At 70.5% G+C, this 15,173-nt stretch carries 16 protein-coding genes; 4 read left to right on the forward strand and 12 right to left on the reverse strand.

Translation table 11 applies throughout. The features are described from left to right. Positions 1 to 10: 10 nt before the first annotated feature. Positions 11 to 1,906: an ATP-binding cassette domain-containing protein gene (locus CSC66_RS01455; protein ID WP_162375515.1), complete on the reverse strand. Its 1,896-nt coding sequence runs from the start codon at positions 1,904 to 1,906 to the stop codon at positions 11 to 13. Between the two features lie 80 nt (positions 1,907 to 1,986). On the opposite strand from CSC66_RS01455, the gene dbpA reads away from it, so the two are divergent. After that, entirely contained in the window at positions 1,987 to 3,363 is a 1,377-nt protein-coding gene (dbpA, locus tag CSC66_RS01460; protein ID WP_162375517.1) for an ATP-dependent RNA helicase DbpA, read from the forward strand. 45 nt (positions 3,364 to 3,408) lie between these two features. Here dbpA and CSC66_RS17530 read toward each other — a convergent pair whose 3' ends face one another. Next, positions 3,409 to 3,594, reverse strand: coding sequence for a hypothetical protein (locus CSC66_RS17530; RefSeq protein ID WP_238394229.1), 186 nt, complete (start codon positions 3,592 to 3,594; stop codon positions 3,409 to 3,411). Here CSC66_RS17530 and CSC66_RS01465 point away from each other — a divergent pair. Further along, complete coding sequence (locus tag CSC66_RS01465; protein WP_238394201.1) at positions 3,518 to 3,679, forward strand: helix-turn-helix domain-containing protein; 162 nt, start codon at positions 3,518 to 3,520, stop codon at positions 3,677 to 3,679. The genes CSC66_RS17530 and CSC66_RS01465 overlap by 77 nt on opposite strands. 31 nt (positions 3,680 to 3,710) lie before the next feature. Here the strand turns inward: CSC66_RS01465 and CSC66_RS01470 are convergent, their stop codons facing one another. From CSC66_RS01470 to ppsR, 7 genes are all read right to left on the reverse strand, one after another. Beyond that, positions 3,711 to 4,247 (reverse strand): adenine phosphoribosyltransferase, encoded by a 537-nt coding sequence (locus CSC66_RS01470; protein WP_162375520.1) that lies wholly within the window; start codon positions 4,245 to 4,247, stop codon positions 3,711 to 3,713. 106 nt (positions 4,248 to 4,353) lie between these two features. After that, positions 4,354 to 5,919 carry a protein adenylyltransferase SelO gene (locus CSC66_RS01475; RefSeq protein ID WP_162375522.1) on the reverse strand — a complete coding sequence of 522 codons (1,566 nt, stop codon included), beginning with the start codon at positions 5,917 to 5,919 and terminating at the stop codon, positions 4,354 to 4,356. A gap of 129 nt (positions 5,920 to 6,048) precedes the next feature. Beyond that, positions 6,049 to 6,735, reverse strand: a complete 687-nt coding sequence (locus CSC66_RS01480) for a glutathione S-transferase family protein (RefSeq protein ID WP_162375523.1) — start codon at positions 6,733 to 6,735, stop codon at positions 6,049 to 6,051. A 124-nt stretch (positions 6,736 to 6,859) separates the two neighbouring features. Further along, positions 6,860 to 7,069, reverse strand: coding sequence for a cold-shock protein (locus CSC66_RS01485; protein WP_052629443.1), 210 nt, complete (start codon positions 7,067 to 7,069; stop codon positions 6,860 to 6,862). 204 nt (positions 7,070 to 7,273) lie between these two features. Beyond that, positions 7,274 to 8,278: an LLM class flavin-dependent oxidoreductase gene (locus CSC66_RS01490; RefSeq protein WP_202935571.1), complete on the reverse strand. Its 1,005-nt coding sequence runs from the start codon at positions 8,276 to 8,278 to the stop codon at positions 7,274 to 7,276. A gap of 13 nt (positions 8,279 to 8,291) precedes the next feature. After that, the gene (locus CSC66_RS01495) at positions 8,292 to 8,804 is read right to left on the reverse strand and encodes a DUF1249 domain-containing protein (protein ID WP_162375525.1); all 513 of its coding nucleotides are present in this window, start codon (positions 8,802 to 8,804) and stop codon (positions 8,292 to 8,294) included. Between the two features lie 92 nt (positions 8,805 to 8,896). Further along, positions 8,897 to 9,718: a posphoenolpyruvate synthetase regulatory kinase/phosphorylase PpsR gene (gene ppsR / locus CSC66_RS01500; protein WP_162375527.1), complete on the reverse strand. Its 822-nt coding sequence runs from the start codon at positions 9,716 to 9,718 to the stop codon at positions 8,897 to 8,899. Between the two features lie 144 nt (positions 9,719 to 9,862). On the opposite strand from ppsR, the gene ppsA reads away from it, so the two are divergent. After that, entirely contained in the window at positions 9,863 to 12,235 is a 2,373-nt protein-coding gene (gene ppsA / locus CSC66_RS01505) for a phosphoenolpyruvate synthase (RefSeq protein WP_162375529.1), read from the forward strand. 126 nt (positions 12,236 to 12,361) lie between these two features. Here the strand turns inward: ppsA and orn are convergent, their stop codons facing one another. After that, positions 12,362 to 12,922, reverse strand: coding sequence for an oligoribonuclease (gene orn / locus CSC66_RS01510; protein ID WP_162375531.1), 561 nt, complete (start codon positions 12,920 to 12,922; stop codon positions 12,362 to 12,364). An 82-nt stretch (positions 12,923 to 13,004) separates the two neighbouring features. Between orn and CSC66_RS01515 the strand changes: the two genes are divergently transcribed. After that, positions 13,005 to 13,463: a DUF2721 domain-containing protein gene (locus tag CSC66_RS01515; RefSeq protein WP_162375533.1), complete on the forward strand. Its 459-nt coding sequence runs from the start codon at positions 13,005 to 13,007 to the stop codon at positions 13,461 to 13,463. A gap of 168 nt (positions 13,464 to 13,631) precedes the next feature. Here CSC66_RS01515 and tadA read toward each other — a convergent pair whose 3' ends face one another. Next, positions 13,632 to 14,120, reverse strand: coding sequence for a tRNA adenosine(34) deaminase TadA (gene tadA, locus CSC66_RS01520; RefSeq protein WP_379655839.1), 489 nt, complete (start codon positions 14,118 to 14,120; stop codon positions 13,632 to 13,634). 19 nt (positions 14,121 to 14,139) lie between these two features. After that, positions 14,140 to 15,126 (reverse strand): aldo/keto reductase, encoded by a 987-nt coding sequence (locus CSC66_RS01525; protein WP_162375536.1) that lies wholly within the window; start codon positions 15,124 to 15,126, stop codon positions 14,140 to 14,142. Positions 15,127 to 15,173: the final 47 nt, after the last annotated feature.

A 15,173-nucleotide genomic window follows, 5' to 3' on the forward strand; every position in this document is an offset into this window, starting at 1 on the left:
GCCTGGCGCCTCAGCCGTCCAGCTCGGCCCAGCGCGCGTAGGCCGCGTCCAGCTCGGCCTGGGCCACGGCCATGCGCTGGGCGTGGGCGGCCACGGCGCCCGGGTCCTGCTGGTAGAAGCCGGCGCTGGACATCGCCGCGGCCAGCGTGGCCAGTTCCGCCTCCAGCGCGTCGATCCGGGCCGGCAACTGCTCCAGCTCGCGCGCGTCCTTGTAGCTGAGCTTGCGCCGGGTGGCCTGGCCGGCGGCTGGCTGCGGGGTGGATGCGGCGACCTCAACGGGAACGGCGGGCTTGCCTCCGGGCCTGGGCGCCGAGGCCTCCGCTGGCGCCGGGCGCTGGCGCAGCCAGTCGGTATAGCCGCCCACGTACTCGCCGACGCGGCCGTCGCCTTCCATCACCAGGGTCGAGGTCACCACGTTGTCGAGGAAGTCGCGGTCGTGGCTGACCAGCAGGAGCGTGCCGGCGTAGTCGGCCAGCAGCTCTTCCAGCAGCTCCAGCGTCTCCACGTCCAGGTCGTTGGTCGGTTCGTCCATCACCAGCAGGTTGGACGGCTGGGCGAACAGGCGCGCCAGCAGCAGCCGGTTGCGCTCGCCGCCGGACAGGCGGGTGATCGGCGCGCGGGCGCGCTCCGGGGTGAACAGGAAGTCCTGCAGGTAGGCGAGCACGTGCTTGCGGCTGCCGCCGAGTTCCACGAAGTCCTGGCCGCCGGCCACGTTCTCCATCGCGTTCCAGTCCTCGCGCAGGGTCGCGCGGTACTGGTCGAAGTACGCCACCTGCAGGTTGGTGCCCGGCCGCACCTCGCCGCCCTGCGGTTGCAGCTCGCCCAGCAGCAGCTTGAGCAGGGTGGTCTTGCCGCTGCCGTTGGGCCCGATCAGGCCGATCCGGTCGCCGCGCAGGATCACGGTGGAGAAATCGCGGACCATCGGCCGGTCGCCGTACGCGAACGAGATGCCGCGCGCCTCGACCACCTTCTTGCCGGAGGACTCGCCCTGCGCCGCTTCCATGCGCACGTTGCCGGCCAGCTCGCGCCGCTGCGAACGCTCCGCGCGCATCGCCTTGAGCCGGCGCACGCGGCCTTCGTCGCGGGTGCGGCGGGCCTTGATGCCCTGCCGGATCCACACCTCCTCCTGTGCCAGCAGCTTGTCGAAGCGCGCGTTCTCCTGCGCCTCGGCGTGCAGGCGCTCCTCGCGCCGGCGCTCGTAGTTGGCCCAGTCGCCCGGCCAGCTGCTGACCTGGCCACGTTCGATCTCGACGATCCGGGTGGCCAGCGCCCGCAGGAAGCGGCGGTCGTGGGTGACGAACACGACGCTGCCGCTCCACTCCTTCAGGAACGATTCCAGCCAGTCGATCGCCTCGATGTCCAGGTGGTTGGTCGGCTCGTCCAGCAGCAGCACGTCCGGCGCCGAGACCAGTGATCGCGCCAGTAGCACCCGGCGCTTCATGCCGCCGGACAGGCGCGCGAACACCGCCTCGCCGTCCAGTTCGAGGCGGCTGAGCACCTCGCCCACCCGCCGGTCGAGCGCCCAGCCATCGGCCGCGTCGATCTTCGCCTGCACCCGCGACAGGGCGGCGGCATCGAACTCCACCGCGTGGCTGAGATGGTGGAACTCGGCCAGCCACGCGCCCAGGTCACCCAGTCCGCCGGCGACCACGTCGAAGATGCTGCCTTCGGTACCGCCGGGCACCTCCTGCTCCAGGCGCGCGACGCGCACGCCGGCCTGCACGCGGACCTGGCCGTCGTCGGGTTGCAGCTCGCCGGCCAGCAGCTTGAGCAGGGTCGACTTGCCGGCGCCGTTGCGGCCGATCAGGGCGATGCGCTCGCCGGGCTCGATCGACAGGTCGGCGTGTTCCAGCAGCAAGGGGCCGCCGACGCTGTAGTCGACGTTCTGGAGGGTGATCAGGGGCATGTGCGCATTGTACCGGCGTGCACCCGTCGGCCGGACCGGGAGCTTTCACCGCTGGCCGGCGCGACCTGCGAAAATGGCGCATGACCGACTTCGCCTCGCTGCCCCTTTCCCCTGCCCTGCGCCCCGGCCTCGACGCGCTGGGCTACACGACCGCCACCCCGATCCAGGCCGCCTCGCTGCCGCCGATCCTGGACGGCCGCGACCTCATCGCGCAGGCTCCCACCGGCAGCGGCAAGACGGCCGCCTTCGGCCTGGGCCTGCTGCAGCGGCTGGATCCCTCCGTGTCGCGCGCGCAGGCGCTGGTGCTGTGCCCGACCCGTGAACTTGCCGACCAGGTCGGCAAGCAGCTGCGCAAGCTGGCCACCGGCATCCCCAACCTCAAGCTGAGCATCCTCACCGGCGGCGTGGCGCTGGAACCGCAGGTCGCCTCGCTGCAGGCGCACGACCCGCAGGTGGTGGTCGGCACGCCGGGCCGGATCCAGGAACTTGCCCGTAAACGGGTACTCCACCTGGGCGGCGTGCGCACGCTGGTGCTTGACGAGGCCGACCGCATGCTTGACATGGGCTTCGAAGAACCCGTTCGCGAGATCGCCGGCCGTTGCGACAGGCACCGCCAGACCCTGCTGTTCTCGGCGACCTTCCCGGACCCGATCCGCGAGCTGGCCCGGCAGCTCCTGCGCGAGCCGGTGGAAGTGGCGCACGAAGGCGCCGAAAGCGCGCCGGCGATCGAGCAGCGCTTCTTCGACGTCGAACCGGCCTACCGGCAGAAGGCGGTGGCCGGCCTGCTGCTGCGCTATCGGCCCGAATCGGCGGTGGTGTTCTGCAATACCCGCAAGGACGTCGACGAAGTGGCCGGCTCGCTGCGCCAGTTCGGTTTCTCCGCGCTGGCCCTGCACGGCGACATGGAACAGCGCGACCGCGACGAGGTGCTGCTGCAGCTGGCCAACCGCAGCTGCAATGTCCTGGTCGCCAGCGACGTGGCTGCGCGTGGCATCGACGTGGAAGACCTGGCCGCGGTGGTGAACTACGAGCTGCCCACCGACGTCGATGCCTATCGACACCGCATCGGACGCACCGGCCGCGCCGGCCGCAAGGGGCTGGCCTTGAGCCTGGTGGCGCCGCGCGAGAACGCGCGCGCGGAGATGGTCGCCGCCGCGCAGGACGCGCCGCCGCCGCGCGAGGCCTCGCCCCTGGCCACCGGTCGCCCGGCGCAACCGGTGCAGGCGCCGATGACGACGCTGCGCATCGACGGCGGCAAGACCGACAAGCTGCGCGCCGGCGACATCCTTGGCGCGCTCACCGGCGAGGCGGGACTGCCGGCCAAGGCGATCGGCAAGATCGCCATACACGCCACCCGTTCCTACGTGGCCATCGCCCGCGAACAGGCGCCGCGGGCGCTGAAGCAGCTGGAAGCGGGCAAGATCAAGGGTCGCCGCTTCCGCGTGCGACCGCTCTGAGCGACCGGCGGCCCGCCTTCGGTGCCAGGCCGCCGATCCTTCCGCTCAGAACCCCGCGGTGAACTCCACGCCCCACACCCGCGGCGGCGTCAGCCGCGCGCCGACCGTGCCCAGCACGGTCTTGCCGTAGGTGCCCAGGCCGCTCACGTACTGGTTGTCGAGCAGGTTCTCGCCGTACACGGCCACCCTCACCGGATCGGCGGCGAACATCGCCGCGGTCGGCGCCGCCATCGGTTTCCACGATCCCCGCGAGTTCCGCCGCGCCTTCAAGCGCTGGACCGGGATGGCGCCGCGCGCGGCACGGCCACGGCACTGAGCCTCGCGCGCCGTTTTACGGGTCGTCCGGCTCAGCGCAACAGCAACGCGTGCAGCGGGATGGCGCCGGGCCAGCGCTCGCGACCGCGCAACTCCGCCAGCTCGATCAGCACCGCCGCGCCGACCAGCTGCGCGCCCTGCCGCTGCAGCAACCGGGCAGCGGCAGCCAGGGTGCCGCCGGTTGCCAGCACGTCATCGACCAGCAGCACGCGCGTCCCGGCCGGCAGGCACCCGGCCTGCAGCTGCAGGCGGTCGCTCCCGTATTCCAGCGCGTAGGCTTCCTCGAGCAGGCGGCCGGGCAGCTTGCCGGGCTTGCGCAACGGAACGAAGCCGGCGCCCAGTTCGCGTGCCAGCGCCGCGCCGAGGATGAAGCCGCGCGACTCGGCGCCGGCGACCGCCTCGATGCCGGCCTCGCGCCACGGCGCAGCCAGCGCGGCCAGCATGGCGGCGAAGGCATGCGCATCGGCCAGCAGCGGCATGATGTCCCTGAACAGCACGCCCGGCGTCGGGAAGTCGGGCACGTCGACTATCCGCGACGCCCAGTCGGACGCCAGGGTGGGATCGTCCATCGGTCCGGTCCGTGTCTGCGTGGGCGCCAATGCTAGCGCAGCGACCGCCGAGCCGGCGGAAGCGGGGCCTCCTGGCCGGTCCGCGGCCGGCCCTGCCACCGCGCGCTCAGGAGCTGCACGACAGCATCGAGCAGCCGGCGCGGTCGCGCGCCCACTCCGGACGCCGGCGGGCATGGGACTCGCGACCGGGCTGCTCCTCGTAGGGGCGGCGCATCACCTCAAGCAGCTCGCTCACGCCGTCCGGATCACCCTGGGCGGCGCGGTCGATCGCTTCCTGCACCAGCCAGTTGCGCGGCACGTAGCAGGGGTTGGCCAGGCGCATGCGTTCGCGGCGCGCAACGGCATCCAGCGGATCGTCCGCCAGCCGCGCCAGCCGCCTGGCCAGCCAGTCGCGCAGCGGCGCTTCCACCGCCGCGCGCGCGGCGGGCTCGTAGAAGGCCTCGCCGAAGCGCGACGGATCCACGGCGGCGTCCGCGGCGGTGTCGGCGTCGGCCAGCCGACGGAAGAACAGGGTCATGTCCAGCTGGCCCTCGTGCAGCAACGCCTGCAGCTCGGCGAACAGGCGCAGGTCCTGGTCCGTGCACTGCGCCAGGCCGAGCTTGCGCGCGACCATGTCGCGCTGCGCCCGGTCCCAGGCCTGGCCGAAACGCGCCAACCCCGCCTCCAGCGGCGCGACATCGGCGAACAGGGGCGCCAGCGCCTGCGCCAGCCGGGTCAGGTTCCAGTAGGCCACTTGCGGCTGGGTGCCGAAGCGGTAGCGACGACCCTGTGCGTCGGTGGTGTTCGGCGTCCAGTCGGGATCGTAGTCCTCGACCCAGCCGTACGGTCCGTAGTCGATGGTCAGGCCGAGGATCGACATGTTGTCGGTGTTCATCACCCCGTGGACGAAGCCGACCCGCATCCATCCGGCGACCATCCAGGCGGTGCGCTCGCACACCTGGGCGAACCACTCCGCGTCGCCGGCGGCGCCCTGCCCGGCCAGCTCCGGGAAATGGTGGCGCAGGGTGTAGTCGGCGAGCCCGCGCAGCAACGCGGTGTCGCCGCGCGAGGCCGGCAACTGCCAGCTGCCGAAGCGCAGGAAGGTCGGCGCCATCCGGCATACCACCGCGCCCGGCTCGGCCTGCGGATGGCCGTCGTAGAACATGTCGCGCACCACCGGCTCGCCGGTACCCACCAGCGACAGCGCACGCGTGGTCGGTACGCCGAGGTGGTGCATCGCCTCGCTGCAGAGGAACTCGCGGATCGAGGAACGCAGCACGGCGCGCCCGTCGGCGAAGCGCGAGTACGGCGTCTTCCCGGCGCCCTTGAGCTGCATTTCCCAGCGCCCGCCGCCCGGGCCCAGCGCCTCGCCGAGCGAGATCGCGCGGCCGTCGCCGAGCTGGCCGGCCCAGCTGCCGAACTGGTGTCCGCCATAGTTGGCCGCCCACGGCTGCATGCCCGGCAGCAAGGCATTGCCGGCGAACACCCGGGCGAACTCCGGCGCATCGAATGCGGCGGTATCGAGCCCCACCAGCGCGGCCGCCTCGGCCGAACCGGCCAGCAGCCGGGGCGCCGCCACCGGGGTCGGCGCGACCGCCGACCAGGCGGCCCCTTCCACCTGGCGCACGCGCGGGCCGGCTTCCGGGTCGCCCGGCAGCTCGCGCAGGAACGCATTGTCGAATTCGATGTGCATGCAACCGAGATGGGGACGGATTCCGCCTTTTGTAGGAGCCGATTCATCGGCGACCCGACGCCGTCGGCACAGGCGACTTCCTCGTGTCCGCGATGCCCGTGTCGCCGATGAATCGGCTCCTACATCGCGTCAACCACCCGCCAGCGCGAACCGCCCGCCCTGCGCCAGCGCCCGCTGGTAGGCCGGCCGGGCATGGATCCGTTGCAGGAAGCCGGCCAGTTGCGGATGCGCCGCCAACCCGTGGCGTGCCGCCGCCGCCTCCACCGGAAAGCTCATCTGGATGTCGGCCGCGGTGAAGCGCTCGCCGCCGAACCAGCCGCCCGACCGCGCCAGCGAGGATTCCATCCAGTCCAGGTGGAGTTTCACCTGCGGGCCGACGAAGCCGGCCATGGCCTTGCCGATGATGCTGCGGGCGACGGGACGCGCGAAGAACGGCATGCGTGCGTCGCGGATGCGGGCCAGGACCAGGGTCAGCAGCAGCGGCGGCATCGCCGAGCCCTCGGCGTAGTGCATCCAGTAGCGGTACTGGAGCCGCTCGGGCGAATCCACCGGCAGCGGCGTCGGCGAAAGCGCGTGGCCGGTGTCGTAGCGCTCCACCAGGTACTCGAGGATCGCGCCGGACTCGGCCAGCGTATGACCGTCGTCGACCAGCACCGGCGACTTGCCCAGCGGATGGATCGCGCGCAGCGACGGCGGCGCCAGCAGGGTCTTGGGGTCGCGCGCGTAGCGCACCAGCTGGTACGGCAGCGCCAGCTCCTCGAGCAGCCAGAGTACGCGCTGCGAGCGCGAGCTCTCCAGGTGGTGGACGGTGATCATCGCGATGGGCGGTCCGTGGGGCGGGACCGTCATCCTCGCATTTCGCCGGCGCCATGACGAAAAACGCCGGAGGCTCGCGCCCCCGGCGTTTCGTGGTGACCTGCCTTGCGGCGGGTCGGCGCTATTACAGCGCCTGCACCTGGTCGGCCTGCAGGCCCTTCTGGCCCTGCACGACGATGAAGGAGACCTTCTGGCCTTCCTGCAGCGACTTGAAGCCATTGCCCTGGATCGAGCGGAAGTGCACGAACAGGTCGGCGCCGCTCTCCGGGGTGATGAAGCCGAAGCCCTTGGCGTCGTTGAACCACTTCACGGTACCGGTCTGACGATCGGACATTTTGCTAACTCCTCAACTTGGATATGGAAAACCGGCCACGGAACCCCCGGGTCGGTACTGGGTTGCAGGTGTTAGGCAAAGCGGAACGATGTAGCGATCGTCAGATCGGTCCATCAGGCCACGAACCACGGTGACCAAAGCAAACACAGTGCGCGCACGATACCCTGATTTTTCCTGAATAGCGAGTCCGGCGGAGGTCCCTATTCAGGCGGGCGCCTGCAGGCCCCAGGCCTGCGCCGCGATGCGGTAGGACTCCTGGCGCGCCTGCGGGTCATGGATGTTGGCCACTACCATCAGCTCATCCGGCCGGTGGCGCGCGGCGAAGGCCGCCAGCCCCTTGGCCACCGTCTCCGGCCCGCCGACCACGCTGCACGCCAGCGCGCGCTCCACCCCGGCCTTCTCCTCGGGCGTCCAGTAGGCCTCGATGTCGTCGATCGGCGCCGGAATCAGCCCGGCGCGGCCGCGGCGCAGGTTGACGAAGGCCTGCTGGGCGGTGGTGAACAGCCGGCGGGCCTCGGCGTCGGTCGCCGCGGCGACCACGTTCACGGCCAGCATGGCGTAGGGCTGGCGCTGGCGTGCGGAGGGACGGAAGTCGCGGTGGTAGAGCATGAGCGCCTGGTCCATGGCGTCGGGCGCGAAGTGCGAGGCGAAGGCGAACGGCAGGCCCATCGCGGCGGCCAGCTGCGCGCCGAACAGGCTCGAGCCCAGGATCCACACCGGCACCTCGAGGCCCGCCCCCGGCACCGCGCGCACCGCCTGCCCCGGCTCGACCGGCTCGAAGTAGCCGAGCAGCTCCCGCACGTCCTGCGGGAAAGCGTCGGCGCCCTCGAAATAGCGGCGCAACGCACGCGCGGTGGCCTGGTCGGTGCCGGGCGCCCGCCCCACCCCCAGGTCGATCCGCCCCGGATGCAGTGCGGCCAGGGTGCCGAACTGCTCGGCGACCTGCAGCGGCGAGTGGTTAGGCAGCATGATCCCGCCGGCGCCGACCCGGATCGTGCGCGTGCCGGCGGCGACGTGGGCGATCAGCACCGCGGTGGCGGCGCTGGCGATGCCCGGCATGTTGTGGTGCTCGGCCAGCCAGAAGCGCCGGTAACCCAGCGCCTCCACGTGCCGGGCCAGGGCCAGGCTGTCGCGCAGCGCGGCGGCCACGTCGCTGCCCTCGCACACCGGCGCCAGGTCCAGGACCGACAGGGGAATGGAGGGCGCCACGGTTCGGCCGGCGCTACTGCGGGGCCGCCTCGCGCGCCTGCAGCGCCGGCAGGTCGCCGCGCGGCGGCGCCGGTGCCAGCGTGGCGACGCCGTGGCCGCGCTCGGCCAGGTATTCGAGCCACTTGCCGAGGAAGGTGTTCATGCGCAACCGGTGGCCGACCAGCTCGGCCGGCGGTGGGTACAGGCCGATCACGTCCTGCCAGCGGCGCCCGACATAGCAATGCGTGGTCTCCACCTGCCGCGCATCGGCGTACAGGCGCAGGTAGGCCGAAGGATCGGGCTCGCCGGTGAGCGGGTCGCGCAGATCGTAGGTCAGGCGCAGTTCCAGGGTGTACGGGTGGCGCTCCAGTACATCCAGGCGCACGTCCAGGCCATCGCCGACCCGCGACAGGTAGCTGCCCTCGCCCAGCCGCGCCGGCGCGAACAGCCGTTGCAGGCGCGCATGGTTTTCCGCGTACAGGCCCATCAGCCAGCCGAACCGGCTCAATCGTGGGATGCGCGCGCCAATGGGGGTGACCTGCTGCATGCGACCGATGCTACACGCTGCGATGCGAACGCGGCAGCATTGACCGCGGCCCGTGCCGGGCCTACCTTGGGGAGGCCGGCGCGGCCCGGCGCTCAGTACATCTCCCGCTGCAACCCCAGTGTCGACAGGACCTTGCTCGAGATCTCCTCGATCGAGGTATGGGTCGTGCTCAGCGTGGGAATGCGCTCGAGGCTGAACATCGCCTCGGCGGCCTGCACCTCGCGCCGGCAGGTTTCGAGCTTCGCGTAGCGCGAGTCCGGCCGCCGCTCCTGGCGGATCTGCTGCAGCCGCTCCGGATCGATGGTCAGGCCGAACAGCTTGCGCCGCCACTGCTTCAGCCGCGGGGGCAGGCGATCGCTTTCAAGGTCGCCGTCGGTCAACGGGTAGTTCGCCGCCTTGACCCCGTAGTGAAGCGCCAGGTAGACGCAGGTGGGCGTCTTGCCGGCGCGCGACACGCCGACCAGGATCACGTCGGCCTCCTCGTAGTCGAAGGCCATGCCGTCGTCGTGGGTCAGCGAATAGTTCATCGCGTTGATGCGCCGGTGGTAGGTCTCGAAGTCGACCATGCCATGCGCCTGGCCCACGCGCGCCTGCCGCGGCTGCTCGAGCTCGCGTTCGAGCGGCTCGATGAAGGGCGCGAACACGTCCAGCATCAACGCACCGCTCTCGGCCAGGATCATGCTCAGCTGCACGTCGACGCAGGAGTTGACCACGATGGGCCGCACGCCGTGCTTGACGCCGGCGGCATGGATGCGGTCGCGCGCCTCGCGCGCCTTGTCAGGATCGTCGACGAAGGACAGGCGGTCGGTCAGGAACTGCATGCCACTGAACTGGGTGAGCAGGCTGTGGCCGATGGTCTCGGCGGTGATACCGGTACCATCGGACACGTAGAACACCGGGCGGCTGCTGGTCATGGAATCGTTTTCTCCGTCTCACACCAAAACGGCCGCATTTACAAGATTGATATGCCCCGATGCTGGGGCGCATCATAACGGTTCCACATATCTCGGGACGGCGGCCACTGCCCGGCCGGGCGGTGGCTCCATGGAGCCTCGCACTTGAACCAGAACATCCTGTGGTTGCACGAGCTGCGCCTGGCCGACCTGGCCCGCGTCGGCGGCAAGAATTCCTCGCTCGGCGAAATGATCGGCCACCTGGCCAACCTGGGCGTGTCGGTCCCTGGCGGCTTTGCCACCACTTCGGAGGCGTTCAAGGCCTTCATCGCCCACAACGACCTACACCAGCGCATCTACGACCGGCTGGCGACGCTGGACGTGGAAGACGTGCCGGCGCTGACCGCCGCGGGCAAGGAAATCCGCGGCTGGGTGATCGACGCCCCGCTGCAGCCGGAACTGGACCGCGACATCCGTAGCGCCTACGCCAAGCTTTCGGCCGACAACGGCGGCAGCGACGTCGCGGTCGCGGTGCGCTCCTCGGCCACCGCCGAGGACCTGCCCGACGCGTCCTTCGCCGGCCAGCAGGAGACCTTCCTCAATGTCACCGGCGCCGACGACGTCGTGCACAAGGTCAAGGAAGTGTTCGCCTCGCTGTACAACGACCGCGCCATCGCCTATCGCGTGCACCACGGCTTCAAGCACGAGGACGTGTTCCTCTCGGCCGGCGTGCAGCTGATGGTGCGTTCGGACGTCGGCGCCTCCGGCGTGCTGTTCACCCTCGACACCGAGTCCGGCTTCCGCGACGTGGTTTTCGTCACCGCCAGCTACGGCCTGGGCGAGATGGTCGTGCAGGGCGCGGTCAATCCCGACGAGTTCTACGTCTACAAGCCCACCCTGCAGCAGGGCAAGCCGGCGATCCTGCGTCGCGCGCTCGGCAGCAAGGCGATCCGCATGGTCTATTCGGACGCCCCCGGCGAGCGCGTGCGCACCGAGGAGACCCCGGCGGAGCTGCGTTCGAAATTCTCGCTGTCCGACGAGGACGTGCAGGAGCTTTCGAAGCAGGCGCTGGTCATCGAGCAGCATTACGGCCGGCCGATGGACGTGGAATGGGCCAAGGACGGGGTCAGCGGCAAGCTGTTCATCGTGCAGGCGCGCCCTGAAACGGTGAAGTCGCGCGCCAAGGCCACCCAGATCGAACGCTACGCGCTCTCGCAGCGCGGCGAGGTGGTCGCCGAGGGCCGCGCCATCGGCCAGAAGATCGGCAGCGGCGTGGCCCGCGTGGTCCGCTCGCTGGACGACATGAACCGCGTGCAGCCCGGCGACGTGCTCGTCGCCGACATGACCGACCCGGACTGGGAACCGGTGATGAAGCGCGCCAGCGCGATCGTCACCAACCGCGGCGGGCGCACCTGCCACGCGGCGATCATCGCCCGCGAGCTCGGCGTGCCCGCCGTGGTCGGCACCGGCAACGCACTGGAGAAGATCGCCGACGGCCAGGAAGTGACGGTCAGCTGCGCCGAGGGCGATACCGGCTTCATCTATGCCGGCGCCCTGCCCTTCGAGCGCACCACCACGGACCTGGGCAACATGCCGCCGGCGCCGCTGAAGATCATGATGAACGTCGCCAACCCGGAGCGCGCGTTCGACTTCGGCCAGCTGCCCAATGCCGGCATCGGCCTGGCGCGACTGGAGATGATCATCGCCAGCCACATCGGCGTGCATCCCAAGGCGCTGCTCGAGTACGGCAAGCAGGACGCCGAGACGAAGAAGAAGATCGACGCCAGGATCGCCGGCTACTCCGACCCGGTCGGCTTCTACGTCGATCGCCTGGCCGAAGGCATCGCCACGCTGACGGCCTCGGTCGCACCGCATCCGGTGATCGTGCGCCTGTCGGACTTCAAGTCCAACGAGTACGCCAACCTGATCGGCGGCCACCGCTACGAGCCGGAGGAAGAGAATCCGATGATCGGCTTCCGCGGCGCCAGCCGCTACGTCGATCCGTCGTTCGCCGACGCCTTCGCGCTGGAATGCAAGGCCGTGCTCAAGGTCCGCAACGACATGGGCCTGGACAACCTGTGGGTGATGATCCCGTTCGTGCGCACCCTGGAGGAAGGCCGCAAGGTCATCGAGGTGCTCGCCGCCAACGGCCTGCGCCAGGGCGAGCGCGGCCTGAAGATCATCATGATGTGCGAAGTCCCGTCCAACGCGCTGCTGGCCGACGAGTTCCTGGAGATCTTCGACGGCTTCTCGATCGGCTCCAACGACCTCACCCAGCTGACCCTGGGCCTGGACCGCGACTCGGCGATCGTCGCCAACCTGTTCGACGAGCGCAATCCGGCGGTGAAGAAGATGCTGTCGATGGCGATCAAGGCCGCGCGCGCCAAGGGCAAGTACGTGGGCATCTGCGGCCAGGGCCCGTCCGACCACCCCGACCTGGCCGAATGGCTGATGGCCGAAGGGATCGAATCGGTGTCGCTCAACCCGGACACGGTGGTCGACACCTGGCTGCGCCTGGCCCGGGCCAAGGCCGGCTGACGCGATCCGTACTGCCGGATGCAGGAAGGCCCACCGATCGGTGGGCCTTCTTCGTTGGGGAGCTTTCCTGCCGCCGAATCCCTTCCTGGCCTTCCGTCACCTGGCCCGGATCGCCGCAGGGAGCGGTCAGTCGGTCGCCAGCTTCGCCAGGTGCCGGCGGTAGTGGCGCAGCTCCTCGATGGAGTCGTGGACGTCGCTCAGCGCGGTATGTGCGGCCTGCTTGCGCACGCCGGCCAGCACGTCGGGGGCCCAGCGCCGGGCCAGTTCCTTAAGCGTGCTCACGTCCAGGTTGCGGTAGTGGAAATACTGTTCCAGCCGCGGCATCAGCCGGTGCAGGAAGCGGCGGTCCTGGCAGATCGAGTTGCCGCACATCGGCGAGGCCTTGGCCGGCACCCACTCGTTGAGGAACGTGACGGTACGCGCCTCGGCCTGGGCCAGGCTCACCTCGCTGTCGAGCACGCGCTGCCACAGGCCGGACTTGCGATGCTGGTTGCGGTTCCACTCGTCCATCGCCTCCAGCGCCGCCGCCGGATGGCCGATCGCCAGCTCCGGGCCCTCGGCCAGCACGCGCAGTTGCGAGTCGGTGACGACCGTGGCGATCTCCAGGATCGAATCGTTGCCGGTATCCAGCCCGGTCATCTCCAGGTCGATCCAGATCAGGCGATCCTGTGCTGCTGCAATGGCCATGCGTCCTCGCTTCGCGGTACTGCGCGCTTGCCAGCCGCGCGCGGACTGGCATGATAACGCAGCCCCCCGGAACCGCCCGCCCATGGACTCCTCCAACACCCATGCCGTGCTGGCCGCGATGCTGGCGCCGGCTTTCTTCCTCACCGCCACCGCCTCGCTGCTGCTGTCGGCCAACAACCGCCTGGCGCGCATCATCGACCGGGCCCGCACCCTGCTGCGCGAACTGGCCGACGTCGACGACGCCGGCGAGCGCGCGCTGTACGAACGGCGCATCGCCCTGCAGCGCCGACGCAGCCTGAACATCCTGCGCGCCGGCCAGCTGCTGTACGTGGCGATCAGTTGCTTCGTCGGCACCAGCCTGGCGGTCTCGGTCGATACCTTCACCGGGCACCGGCTGGGATCGCTGCCGATCCTGCTCGCCTCGGCCGGCGTGCTGTCGATGTTCGCCGCCAGCCTGCTCCTGGCGCGCGAATCGACCCTGGCGGTGACCGCGATCAACGAAGAGATGGACCACCGCCCCGGCAAGCGCAAGCCCGGCTGAGGCCGCACGTCGTTGCGCATGCACGCGTAGAGCGGGGCTTGCCCCGCTGCCCACGTGCCAGGACCGCCTCGCAACGGGCAGCGGGGCAAGCCCCGCTCTACCAGCCACGGCCCGGCGATGGCAGATCCGGTCCCGATGACGCCGGCGCGCTTGCGACGACGGCGCGACTCAGAGCAACGGCCGGCCGCGCTTGGCCCGGAAATAGTTGCTCAGCCGGCGTCCGGCCTCCTCTCCGAGCACGCCACCCGACACCTGCACGCGATGGTTGTGCCGCGGATCGGCCAGCATGTCGAACACGCTGCCGCAGGCGCCGGTCTTGGGATCGGCCGCGCCGTACACCACGCGGGCCACCCGCGCATGGACCAGGGCCATCGCACACATCGCGCACGGTTCCAGGGTCACGTACAGGGTGCTGCCGACCAGGCGGTGGTTGCCCAGCGCCCGCCCTGCCTCGCGCATGGCCACGATCTCTGCGTGCGCGCTGGGATCGTGGTCGAGGATATTGCGGTTCCAGCCTTCCCCGAGCAGCCGTCCATCGGCACCGACCAGCACCGCGCCGACCGGGATCTCGTCGTACTCGCCCTGGGCGCGCTCGGCCAGGGCGAAGGCGTGGCGCATCCAGCGCTCGTCGAGCGTGGCCTGGTCGTCCTGGCTCATGCCCCCCATCCGCGCCCTCTCACCAGCGCTGGTGCACGTGGGGGCGGATGTCCTGGTCGTAGACCTGCGCCACGGCGTCCAGGGTCGCCTGCGACAGCGCGGGAAGCGTGGCCGCGGCGATATTCCCCAGCGCCTGGGCGGCCGTGCGCGCGCCGGGAATGACCACGGTCACTGCCTCGTCCATCAGGATCCAGCGCAGGGCGAGCTGGGCCATCGTCGCGCCTTCCGGCACCAGGGGACGCAGCTTCTCCACCGCCGCCAGGCCGACCTCGTAAGGCACGCCGGAGAACGTTTCGCCGACGTCGAACACTTCGCCGTGCCGGTTGAACTGGCGATGGTCGCTGTCCTCGAAACGGGTATCGCGGCCGAACTTGCCGCTGAGCATGCCGCTGGCCAGCGGCACGCGGGCGATCACCGCCACGTTGCGGCGCTGCGCCTGGCGGAAGAACAGCTCGGCCGGACGCAGGCGGAACATGTTGTAGATGATCTGGACGCTGGCCACGCCGGGGTACTCGATGGCCTTCAGGCCTTCCTCGACGCGCTCGACGCTGACGCCGTAGTGGCGCAGCTTGCCGCGCTCGACCAGGCGCTCCATCCGCTCGAACACCTCGGGGTGGTAGTAGGCGTCGGTCGGCGGGCAATGCAGCTGGACCAGGTCCAGCACATCGAAGTCCAGGTTGCGCAAGCTGCGATCGATCCAGGCTTCGAGATTCTGCGCGCTGTAGCCGGCCACGGTCTGCTCCGGCAGCCGGCGACCGGCCTTGGTGGCCACGAACGGGCGCGCGCCGCCCCGCTCCTTGAGCACGCGCGCGATCAGCTGCTCGGAATGTCCGTCGCCGTAAACGTCCGCGGTGTCGATGAAGTCCAGACCGGCGTCGAGCGCGGCATGCAGCGCGGCCACCGATTCGGAATCGTCGACTTTGCCCCACGCCGCGCCGATCGCCCAGGCGCCGAAGCCGATCGGGGCCACGCTGCGGCCGGTGCGGCCGAAAGGTCTGTTGCGCATGTCAGGCTCCTGTCGCTTCTTCTACCGGCCGTGGTCCCGGACCGGGC

Source organism: Pseudoxanthomonas kaohsiungensis, from assembly GCF_010211765.1.
GTDB classification, from domain to species: domain Bacteria; phylum Pseudomonadota; class Gammaproteobacteria; order Xanthomonadales; family Xanthomonadaceae; genus Pseudoxanthomonas; species Pseudoxanthomonas kaohsiungensis.